Origin of the sequence: Nostoc sp. CHAB 5715 (assembly GCF_020829685.1) — a bacterium.
Taxonomy (GTDB): domain Bacteria; phylum Cyanobacteriota; class Cyanobacteriia; order Cyanobacteriales; family Nostocaceae; genus Nostoc.
This window is the reverse complement of record NZ_JAIVFR010000125.1, coordinates 1-10,673: the sequence shown is the minus strand read 5'-3', so window position 1 is coordinate 10,673 and position 10,673 is coordinate 1. Positions and strand designations below refer to the sequence as shown.

Sequence of the window (10,673 nt, the reverse complement as noted above, 5' to 3'; positions counted from 1 at the left end):
ACCCGTACTGTCTGATAGACTTATCATTGGGGTATTAATTATTTCCTCGTGAACTATGAGCAAGCATCATGTTGGTGTCACTACCAAATTAAAGAAAGATATTGTTGTGAGACTCGAATTTGTCGCCCACATACACGTCAAGGACGCTTTGCCACCTCTAGTAAGCGGTGGAAATGCAACTTTCACCCTGCCAGGGGAAGGTGCAGTACCAATTTTAGATTGCTTAGATTACGTCCTTGCTCAGGGATACCAAGGAGGGATCAGTCTAGAGCCACATCTTTCACTAATTCCTCATGAAGGTACGCGCGATACCTCTGTTGAAAGGCGAAGAACGTATATCAATTATGCTCAGCGATTTATCAACCTGATAGATGATCGCCTAATACGACCAACTCCAGAAATGCAAGGAGCTACAGCCTAATGGTTGCGTGGCGTACACAAGATACAGATTTCCTGCTTGAACTTCTTAATATCAACACCGTCACTCCGATGGAGACTGGGCAGAAATCAGACCTTGCTCGTGCACAAGAAGCATTTTCACGCTATGCAACGGAGATCGGGTTTGAATGCGTTCATTATGCACCGCCGCCCTCTGACCTTATACACACAGAAGGCTTGCCGCTGACAGTGTTTGAACGGTTTACTGAAATGGGTGCAGAATTCTTTGAGAATCAGCCCAATCTTGTTCATCATCTTGGATCCAAAGCTGGAGCCGAGAAAACACTTCTTTTCAACTTCCACATGGATACTGTCGATGGTACAGTACCAGTAACAGTTGACAACGGACAAATCTTTGGTAGAGGTGTAACGGACGCAAAGGGATTGGGCGTTGCAGTTTTAGCAGGTATCCGCAGCACTATAGAAACTGACCCCCAAATCACACGCAAAATCTCTATCCTAATTCAAAGCGTAGGGGGTGAAGAAGGGGGAGCTATGGGGTTCTATGGCACCCGCTATCTGACAGAACTGGGCTATCGAGGTCGGTTGAATATTGTATGTGAGCCAACACAGTTTCAATATTTCGACCAAACAACAAGTTCAATGACAGCCCAGATTGCTATTAATGGCATCGGTTCAACTGATGACGAGCCTGCACGCGGACACAATGCAACTATACTTTTAGCCAGTATCACCGATTACTTAAGTCGCAATCTGTCACCCAAAATTTTTAGCCTTGGCGGCAAGATGTGCATTGCAGGTCTCCATACAGGTATGACCCATAACCGTGTCTTTGGTTCGGGGAAGCTACTTGTGAACTTTGCCTATACAACAGCGGAGATAGCATTACAAATCAAGCAACTCACAGAACAAGCGTTTGAGAATGCACTTGCTGCCTTTGTTCAAGATCACGCGTCCATTTTTGGATCGGCACGTACAGCATTAGACGTACATCAAATATGCCGTCTGACTTGGCTGAAACAAGGACTTCCTGTTCTCAATAATCGCGATCCTAGAATGGAAACTATCCTTGCACGCAGTGGAATTGGGCGTCATGGCTCGTACAGTTCGGTACAACCATTTACCTGTGATGCCATGTGGCTTGGAGGAAAAGGCTGCTACACAGTGGTTTACGGTCCTGGTGATCTTGGTGTTAATCGAGCTCATGCTGAGGGAGAGTTCATGGCAATTGAAGATCTTGAGCGTTACGCAAACAGCATTGCCACTTTAATTAAGGAGTTTGCTTATTATGAAAACAATTGAACAACAAAAGTACACATCGAGCACTTGCCTAGTTGATGGTTCATCACTAAAATCCTTCTACGCCAACGCCTTTCGTGCTATGGGCGTACCAGAAGCACATGCCAGGACGGCAGCTGAAGGCATCTTCTATGCTGATCTCCACGGCTTTGATACGCATGGTGCTGTAAATTTCGAGCGTATTTATTTGAAAATGATACGCGAGGGAAGTGTCAATCCGCTAGCCACCCCTACTATCATTAGCGAGCGGATGGCTGTAGCCCTAGTTGATAGCAAAAATGCTCTAGGGTTTGTGACAGGAAGCTTCGCTATGAATGAAGCTATTTCCCGAGCGCGTGCGTTCGGTATCGGTGCTGTTGCCGTTAGGAACAGTTCCCATTGTGGCAGCATGGGTTTTTATGCGAAGCAGGCGATTGATGCAGATTTGATCGGGCTTGCATTTACCAATCTTGGCACCCAAGGAATTTTACGTCCCCCTCATGGCACACGCGCCTTGCTTGGCACCAATGTTTTAGCTGCGGGTGCGCCTGCAAAACAGAATGCTGCCTACAACCTTGATATGAGTACCGCTGTGACTTCCGCAGGTCGTATCAGACTAGCTCAGAAAAAGGGCGAAAGTATACCTCCAGGTTGGTTGTTGGACGATATGGGTGAAACCGTAACCGATCCATCCTTCTTTGAACGCGGGATAGGGCACTTACAATTTGCAGGTGGGCACAAGGGTTATGGTCTTGCTATTTTAGTGGATATTTTGTGTGGGCTGTTGACAGGAGCCTCTGTAGGTCCAAATCTTGCTAATCTCCAGGGAGATGGGTCTAACGGACGCAACGACAAGAATATCGGTCATTTCTTCTTGGCTCTTAATATTGCTGATTTTAGATCTGTGGATCTATTCACAGCTGCAATGGATGAGATGTTGTCAATTTTACAAGCTTGCCCAACAACACTGGCTGATAAACAGGTCATGTATCCAGGCTTGCCAGAAGCTGAAGAAGCAATACGAAGGGGAAAAAGCGGCATACCCCTCGCTTTGCCCCTCATGACAGTCTTGGAAGAAGTCGCTCGGCAGTTTGACATAAAACCACCCAACCTAGTACTCTGCCAACCCAAAATTGCCGAGTCAGGGCAAGCAGGGGGGGCAGGGGAAGCTCTTGAGGCAGGGGGAGTGAAGAAGTAACCAATAATAACTCTCTTTGCTTTGCGAGCTTGTCACCATGCAAAGTTCCCTTGGCGCACCACTAGTCAGCAGCTGATTATTTCTAAACTGCTAACAAAGATTATTTTTGTTTGTTCAAGACGTTTAGAGCAAAAGAAAGCAGGTTGTGATTCACAATAGTTTGAGAGGAAATTATGGAAGAACGTATTGCAGTCATCGGTCTTGGTTATGTAGGGCTACCTTTAGCGCTCGCACTGGCTAAAAAATTTCCAGGCACCATTGGATTTGATATAAATTATGAGAAATGTGAGTTTCTAAAAAGAGGTATCGATATAAAGGATGAATTTTCTCATGCAACTATTAAGGAATCACCGCTTGAAATAACAAATGATTTAATAGATTTAAAATCAGCTAACTTCTTCATAGTTGCAGTTCCCACTCCCATTGACCAATATCATCGTCCCGATCTAAATCCACTGATAAGCGCTTCTGAGATGATTGCCAAAGTTCTCCCGAGAGGAGCTATTGTGGTGTATGAATCTACTGTATACCCAGGAGTTACAGAGGAAATTTGTGGTTCCACCCTGGCTAAAACCTCAGGTTTGCGGCAAGGAATTGATTTCAAGTTAGGCTACTCGCCAGAGCGCATTAATCCCGGCGATCACGAGCATACCCTAGAAAAAATTGTGAAAGTTGTCTCAGCTGAGGATAGTGAAGCACTAGAGCGAGTGGCTAAAGTTTATGAAGCAATTATTGAAGCAGGTATCTATCGAGCACCCTCCATCAAAATAGCTGAAGCTGCTAAGGTGGTCGAAAATATCCAGCGAGATGTGAATATTGCTTTAATGAATGAGTTAGCTTTAATCTTTGATCGATGTAGTATCCGCACAGTTGATGTCCTAGCTACAGCTAATACTAAATGGAATTTTTTGCCATTCAAACCTGGACTGGTGGGTGGTCATTGTATAGGAGTTGACCCCTTTTATATGATAGCTTTTGCAGAAAAACTTGGTTATCACTCTGAACTCATTCTGGCTGGACGCCATATTAATCATAATATGGGTGTTTACGTAGCCCAACGGGTAATCAAACTCTTGACTCTTAATGGGAACACCCCACTAAAAAACTCACGAGTTGGCATCTTAGGGCTAACCTTCAAAGAGAATGTGCGGGATCTGCGGAATACCCGCGTAGCTGATATCGTGATGGAGTTGAAGCAGTATGGCATTGAACCTCTGGTTCACGATCCATTAATAGATCCTTATGAAGCCAAGCATGAATACGGTATTGACATGGCTGACTGGAATGAACTTTCTAACTTGGATGCTCTTGTGTTAGCCGTGATGCACCGCCACTACTTGGAAATGCCGCAGTCTGAATTACTTCAATGCCTGCGATCAGATGGGATTTTGATAGATGTGAAATCAGTGTTGAACCCAGCTGAACTATCGCCACAAATTACTTACTGGAGCCTTTAAAGTGGAGTTGAGTCAATATGGTTCGCATGAGATATAGCGGATTTCAATTGGGTGAGGTACAAAATTAGAAGATATGATATCTTGTGGGGTGGGCGTCCTCGCCCGCCCGAATGTACCTCATTGAATTGCAAACCGCCAGTGCGCTCATGTCACGGTCACTTTGTTAAAGTGAGTGGCTTACGCTAGTTAAGTTTCAACCCCAGTGTAACGAAACAATAAGTCGCACATTGCGTTAACAAGGATTGAATTGGGGTTTAGGTTGCATTGATTTTTATTAAGACTTTGTAAAAAAGTAGTGCAGAATCAGGCTAAAATGCTGTTCTAGAGTCAAGTTTACGTCAGTCTCGCGATTGTGCAGCGTCAAATGAAACATCAAGTTGCGGCAGCAATCCCCGATTTTCGCCAAGTTTTAAGTACTATTGCTTATTGACAAATAGTATGTAACCTTAACCTCTCACAGGTGATCCACGTTCCATCTTCCACCAGTGCATAAGTTAATTTCACTTAAACCTATATAAGAAGTAGAAGGAGGGCTTATATCCTCACAAGGTAATAACCCCGACTTTATTGAGGTGATTTATGTCTACTATCGTAACTCACACAATCAAAATTTTGTCAATGCGTAAGTCTTACAGCCGTCTGCATTCTGTCTTATCTTAGCGACATTTGCCTGTAATCTCTATGAACCTTGATTATCTGTTTGAGATTGTTGATCGTCTGCTAATTGAGAGCCACAATCGTCCTCTTAACTCCGCAGAAAACCTGATTCTGCGTGGCATTTGGCAGTATAGAACTTATAACCAAATGGCGATAGAGGCAGGTTATAGTCCCGGCTACTTTACCAATGTCGTTGCCCCAGAGTTGTTTGGGCGACTCTCTGAGATCATTGGTCAACGCGTGACCAAGAAAAACTGTCGGGTACTGCTGGAGTCTTATGCCATCACCAAAGCAGCCCCAAAGACAAAACCAAAAAGACAAGATCCGACGCGATTTTTCTCCACAGTTAACCAGGATACGTCACCAAGCTACCCCAGTGGCTCAGTTCCTCTCGACTCTCCCTTTTACCTTGAACGTTCTTTCCTTGAAGAGCAAGTTTATCAAGAAATCGAGAAACCAGGGGCGCTAATCAGAATTAAAGCTCCTAGAGAAATGGGCAAAACTTCACTGCTGCTGAGGATTCTTGACTATGCGAAGCACCAGGGTTACTGCACTATCAGCTTGAATCTAGAACAAGTTGAGCAGACAATTCTGAGCGACTTGAATCAATTTTTGCGCTGGCTGTGTACCAACATTGCTCACCAGCTTCAGTGTAAACCAATGCTAGATGAGTATTGGGATGAAGATTTGGGAAGTAAAATTAGCTGCACCCTCTACTTCCAAGACTATTTACTCGAGTCAATTAATACTCCCCTAATCTTGGCATTGGATGAGGTGAATCAGATTTTCGAGCATCTCCAAGTCGCGAAGGATTTTTTACCTCTGTTGCGTTCTTGGTATGAAGAAGCGAAAAGACTGCCCATCTGGCAAAAGCTTCGCCTGCTCGTAGTTCACTCGACGGAAATTTACGTTCCTCTCGAGCTTAACCAGTCTCCTTTCAATGTAGGGTTCCCGATTCAGTTAGACAGCTTCAGTCAGGAAGAGGTGCAGCAATTGGCTAAACGCTACGGACTCGGTTGGGTAGATGGGGAAGAAGACAAAAAATTAATGGCAATGGTTGGGGGACATCCGGCACTGGTACACTTAGCGATCTATTATCTGAGTCGGAGGGAGATTACTTTGTCGCAACTGCTAGAAACTGCTCCCACTGCTACGGGAATTTATGCCCATCATTTGCAACGTCACTGGGCAACCTTGCAAAAACAGCCCGAATTAGCACAAGCTCTTGATACCGTTTTGAATGCCACTGAACCTGTTGCCTTAGATCCGATCCTAACTTACAAGTTAAGCAGTATGGGGCTGATTAAACTGTCAGGCGATCGCGTGATCGCTTGTTGTGAATTGTATCGACGATATTTTCTGAAAAAGGGAGAGTAACAAAGCAGCGCTATCCATTGGTCACAAGTTAAGGTTACTAAATAATTGTCAAGAGTCAGACTGGAATGGTGTAAAACTCATAGCAGATAAGCTATAGAGGGATGAAGCCGTGAGTCGAAGCAACCGCGACCATGCTAATAAGCAACATCGCCCAATGGTAGAAGATGAAGAGATTGCTGCTCAACTAGAAGCCTTATTGACACCAGTCATCACAAGAGCCGAAAAACCTATCGGCAATTGGGATTAAGAGACAGAATACTCAACTAAACAAGTGATGGTAGCGGCGGTGCTAACTCTACTATGGCGAGATGTAGCGGGAGTCACAGAACTAACAAGGATGTTGGCGAGGGGAGGATTTCTGTGGTGTAGTCCTCTGAGTGTGAGTCAACAAGCAATATCCCAAAGGTTTTTAACATTCAGTAGACCGAAAACTTTTGCGATCGCTGTTTTGTGAATACCTGTCTAAGTGGAATCTTGTTTAAAATTGGTGATTTTAAGCACCAACTTTGAATGACTTAGTGGCTCTGCTAACATAAGTAAAGCTAATAAATCAGCCAAGTGTAAGAGCAAATCTCACACCAGAATATGATTACTCTGAAGAAACACTTTGCGTTGAGTCACAAATAGGGATGAGTTCTAAGCCAAAAGCTTGAGCTTTTATCTTCAGGTTTTTAAGTATCCGGTCTCGATACTGTTGTTCGTAAGCATCAATACCAGGGTCAGTACATTCGTGAGAGGTTAAGGTCAGGTACTTTTTGTCAATAAGCACTCTTTACTTAAAATATCGCTAGAATCGGGCTAAAATTGGGGTTGAAAACACGATTTTTGAGCAGGCGATGCCTACGGCGGGCTACGCCTACGCATAATTTTGATACCCATCTTTTATTGTTACTCAATTGGTTCAGTACAAGAGTTAACTTCATACCTCTGCTTGTGACAAAATTTCAGCATAATTTCTAATTGACATTAGTTCGATTATCTTAACCTCTCACCGATGGGGTCAGTATAGTGTTCGCCAGATGTCCAAAGGCGATAAAAAATACGTGCCAGTTGATGAGCGGTAGCAGTAATCGCCTTGGGAGCGCCCATCCGTGATTGCATACGACGGTAATATGCACCCAAAGCAGAATGACTGCGACATAGAGTTTGTGCCGCCATGCGAAAAGCAGTCGCAGCACGACTGGCAATAGGGCGAGTTTTGGAACTTTTAACTTTACCGCCAGTAACACAACTACCAGGACAAAGACCTAACCAAGAGGTAAAGTGCTTAACAGTAGGAAACCCCAGTTGAATCCACTACAACATGGATAGCGTCGTTCTTTGGAATTACAGGCAGTGTCACTGACAACTTGCTCAGACGACAGCATAGGGTAGAGTGATCCGGCACTGCTAGCTCAATCCCCATGAGCATGAACAACGACTCCAAAAAACCCTCTGCTTGCCGCCCTGCTAGATTAAACACCGACTGAACCGTCCCCATAGTAGCGATCGCCACATCAGAGTAATAATTCGATGCTCCCTTTTTTCCTGTCTTCTGTTGGTTCCGCCACTGCTCGATGATCTCTTCGTTCACCCAAAACGTTATACTGCCTCGTTGCTTTAGGGAAGCATCATAAGCGCTCCAATTCTGAACTTTGTACTGGGCTTTCGTCTTCATTAGACTTATCCGCAAAACGTAAATGCTTACTGTGAATGAATTTGAGCAATTCAGATTGAATAGGCGATCGCTATCTTACTCTACGATAAAATAGGTGTTTAGCGCTTTTTACATCCTCTGTACATGGATGCAGGCACTTTTAATCAGATTATCCCTTTGACGTATGATTAAGTTAATTGAACTCTAGCGATCGCCCTTCGGTCATCATTAATTAGTTTCTTTAAAAAATCTTAAGCCCCCCCCATTATGTCTCAAGACCCAACAATCTCTAAGTGTGCCATTTACCCAGCTATCGGAATTGCGCGAGTTGGAAATGCGCCGGATGACTTCTATTTGGCTCCTGAAATTCCGGGTAAGCCCACAGAAGTCGAAAATGGTTATAAAGACAACGAAGGAAGAGTCAAAAAGCAAGTCGCTCGTTTCCGCATTTATGGGCTAACAGAGAATGGAGAAATTGTTAAGGAAATTACTGCTGAGGAAGCCAAAATTGAATGGCGCGTCCACGTAGCCAACCGCAAAGCGGCTTGGTACGAGTTTATAAATGCCCTAGACTTAGAAGGTTTAGCGATTCCACCGCAACTTAGAAATAAAGCCATCAAACACGAAGAGCGGAAAAAACTGATTATCGATCCCGGTTCTCGCAGCATTTCCGGTCAAAATAGCCAAGGTCAAGAGTATCACTTGACAGGAGGAAAGTTTTTCGATAAGGAAGTGCCTTTAGGAGAAATCCGCACTGACGAAAAAGGACGACTGTTGTTTTTCGGCGGTAAGGGAGATTCGGCTTCTAAGGATGAAACACCTGCTACTACTTTTGCCAATAATGATGGCTGGCACGACGATACATCTGACGGTTCGGTGAGAGCTACTGTTACGTTGAACGATTTAACAATGGAGGCTGAACCAGCAATGGTTGTAGTCGCTCCGCCGAACTACGGGCAGGGTTTGTATAGCGTAGTGACTCTGTACGATGTGGTCGTAGATTTATTTTACAGACAGCAGTGGTTGGAGAAGCCCACTCAGCCTAATTTTTGGGAACATATCTACCCAATTTTTGAGCGCCTGACCCAGATTCAGTGGGTAAACGAAGGGTTTTTCTTCCTTTTTGGTCATAATTCTCCTAGCGATTTCACGAATTCAGAACTGCGCGACAAACTTGCCGATCCTTCCGAAGCTTCTAAACCGGATCGCCAGTATTTATTTGAGTGGTTTCGCAACCCCAATCTCGACACTCACCAACCTGTAAAAATCCCCCCGTTTTATGGGGATGCTTTCGACGAGTACCTAAACGATTCCAAAAACGATTTCAAAAGCGATTCCAAAGTAGACCTCGCCGTTACTTCCACTCAATACTATTGGTTAAAACAGTGGAAGGAAGGTAACTTTAGTACCGAACAACCTGCTACTTATCAATCTCTGGAAGAGATGCCCCCAAAGTTGCAAACCGAAGCTCTTAACAAAGCAGCTTTGGAAGAATGTTTGGGAGGTCCGTTTCATCCTGGTATCGAACTCACTTGGACGATGCGAGTTGCTTCAATGTGGCAAAAGCCTTTCCGCTTAAACATCTTACCAGAATGGAAAAAACCTAAAGATGATTTTGGTTCGTATTTAGCACCCAAAATTGCCTTTGGTTCTGGCGGACCCTTGGAGGCTAGCGGTCCGGGAACATTGACGCGCTGGCTGGGAGTTCCCTGGCAAACTGATGAGGCAAGTTGCCTTTCGGGATATGACCTCTCTACTTATCTACCACTGCCTTCTTTTTGGGCAGTCCGCGTTCCCAATCAGGTGTTAACTGAAAATAGTTATGCTCGCTTGCAGGATTCCCAATTGAATATCGCCCAACGACTTAAACATTTTGACTACCGAAAAGACTGGTTGAGAATCTTCGATCTTGATTATAAAAAGAGGATAAACAAAATGGTAAAGGAGTGGCACGAACTTGGCATTGTAGCAGAGTTTAAAGGCGCTGAAAATAATCAAGAAGGCTTCTTTCCTAATCGGATCTGGGTGGAAAGAGAGTCCTCTCTGTTCGTTGGCTCCGATACCAGTTTCGAGCAGGTGAGACGGGCTGAGAAAGCTAGCGATCCTAGTCCGTTCGTTGGCTCCGATATCACTTTCGAGCAGGTGAGACGGGCTGAGAAAGCTGAGGAAGGAGACAGAGAATTAGTTTCGGAAGAAAGACCCAGACGAGAAAGACCGGTTTTCGGACGTGGAGAATTATAAGCACTCACTCCCTCAATTTACAGAGGTAATCATTATCGGTGGAGGTCCCGCCGGAGCTGCCACCGCTTTGACGCTCTCCGCTCGAGGAATCCCTTGCCTGGTGGTGGAATCTGCCTCGGAACTCAAGGCTAAAATTGGGGAAGTTCTTTCTCCTAACATGACACCGTTACTCCGCCAAATGGGTTTGGACAAGCTAATGACTAGTTCTGTCCATCTTCCTGCTTATGGTAACCGTTTTATCTGGGGGAGTAACCAGCCTTTTGACAAACTTTTTATCACCCAAACTAACTGTCAAGGTTGGCATCTCGACCGAGCGGATTTTGAACAAAAACTCTTGCAGCTTGCTATGAGTCGGGGTGCGAAGTGGTTTGAAGATTGTAAGTTCCTTGAAGCTGATTATAATAAAGCAGAATGGCAGATTTTGCTGCAA

The 10,673-nt window shown here is 44.6% G+C and carries 10 protein-coding genes and 2 pseudogenes; 8 read left to right on the top strand and 4 right to left on the bottom strand.

Annotated elements, in window-relative coordinates:
• The first annotated feature begins 55 nt into the window (after nucleotides 1-55).
• The 6 genes and pseudogenes from LC574_RS09440 to LC574_RS09415 form a co-directional block, all read left to right on the top strand.
• A complete protein-coding gene (locus LC574_RS09440; protein WP_229453205.1) occupies nucleotides 56-421 on the top strand; it encodes a hypothetical protein in 366 nt (121 codons plus the stop codon).
• Complete coding sequence (locus LC574_RS09435; RefSeq protein WP_229453203.1) at nucleotides 421-1,701, top strand: M20 family metallopeptidase; 1,281 nt, start codon at nucleotides 421-423, stop codon at nucleotides 1,699-1,701. The genes LC574_RS09440 and LC574_RS09435 overlap by 1 nt, the downstream gene beginning before the upstream one ends.
• A complete protein-coding gene (locus LC574_RS09430; protein WP_229453194.1) occupies nucleotides 1,688-2,875 on the top strand; it encodes an Ldh family oxidoreductase in 1,188 nt (395 codons plus the stop codon). The genes LC574_RS09435 and LC574_RS09430 overlap by 14 nt, the downstream gene beginning before the upstream one ends.
• Nucleotides 2,876-3,048: 173 nt before the next feature.
• A complete protein-coding gene (locus LC574_RS09425) occupies nucleotides 3,049-4,332 on the top strand; it encodes a nucleotide sugar dehydrogenase (RefSeq protein ID WP_229453193.1) in 1,284 nt (427 codons plus the stop codon).
• A gap of 681 nt (nucleotides 4,333-5,013) precedes the next feature.
• Complete coding sequence (locus LC574_RS09420; RefSeq protein WP_229453191.1) at nucleotides 5,014-6,366, top strand: AAA-like domain-containing protein; 1,353 nt, start codon at nucleotides 5,014-5,016, stop codon at nucleotides 6,364-6,366.
• Between the two features lie 154 nt (nucleotides 6,367-6,520).
• A pseudogene (locus LC574_RS09415) lies at nucleotides 6,521-6,784 on the top strand (IS4 family transposase); the annotation flags it as partial.
• 171 nt (nucleotides 6,785-6,955) lie between these two features.
• On the opposite strand, the gene LC574_RS09410 reads toward LC574_RS09415, so the two are convergent.
• From LC574_RS09410 to LC574_RS09395, 4 genes and pseudogenes are all read right to left on the bottom strand, one after another.
• On the bottom strand, nucleotides 6,956-7,135 hold the full coding sequence (locus LC574_RS09410) for a hypothetical protein (protein WP_229453189.1): 180 nt from the start codon (nucleotides 7,133-7,135) through the stop codon (nucleotides 6,956-6,958).
• 206 nt (nucleotides 7,136-7,341) lie between these two features.
• Nucleotides 7,342-7,524, bottom strand: a complete 183-nt coding sequence (locus tag LC574_RS09405) for a hypothetical protein (protein ID WP_229453180.1) — start codon at nucleotides 7,522-7,524, stop codon at nucleotides 7,342-7,344.
• 6 nt (nucleotides 7,525-7,530) lie between these two features.
• Nucleotides 7,531-7,653: pseudogene (locus tag LC574_RS09400) on the bottom strand (transposase); the annotation flags it as partial.
• A complete protein-coding gene (locus LC574_RS09395) occupies nucleotides 7,634-8,023 on the bottom strand; it encodes a transposase (protein WP_229453178.1) in 390 nt (129 codons plus the stop codon). The gene LC574_RS09395 and the pseudogene LC574_RS09400, both read right to left, overlap by 20 nt.
• Before the next feature lie 246 nt (nucleotides 8,024-8,269).
• Between LC574_RS09395 and LC574_RS09390 the strand changes: the two genes are divergently transcribed.
• A complete protein-coding gene (locus LC574_RS09390; protein ID WP_229453176.1) occupies nucleotides 8,270-10,243 on the top strand; it encodes a LodA/GoxA family CTQ-dependent oxidase in 1,974 nt (657 codons plus the stop codon).
• A partial coding sequence (locus LC574_RS09385) for an FAD-dependent monooxygenase (RefSeq protein WP_229453174.1) occupies nucleotides 10,230-10,673 on the top strand: 444 nt, incomplete at its 3' end. The genes LC574_RS09390 and LC574_RS09385, both read left to right, overlap by 14 nt.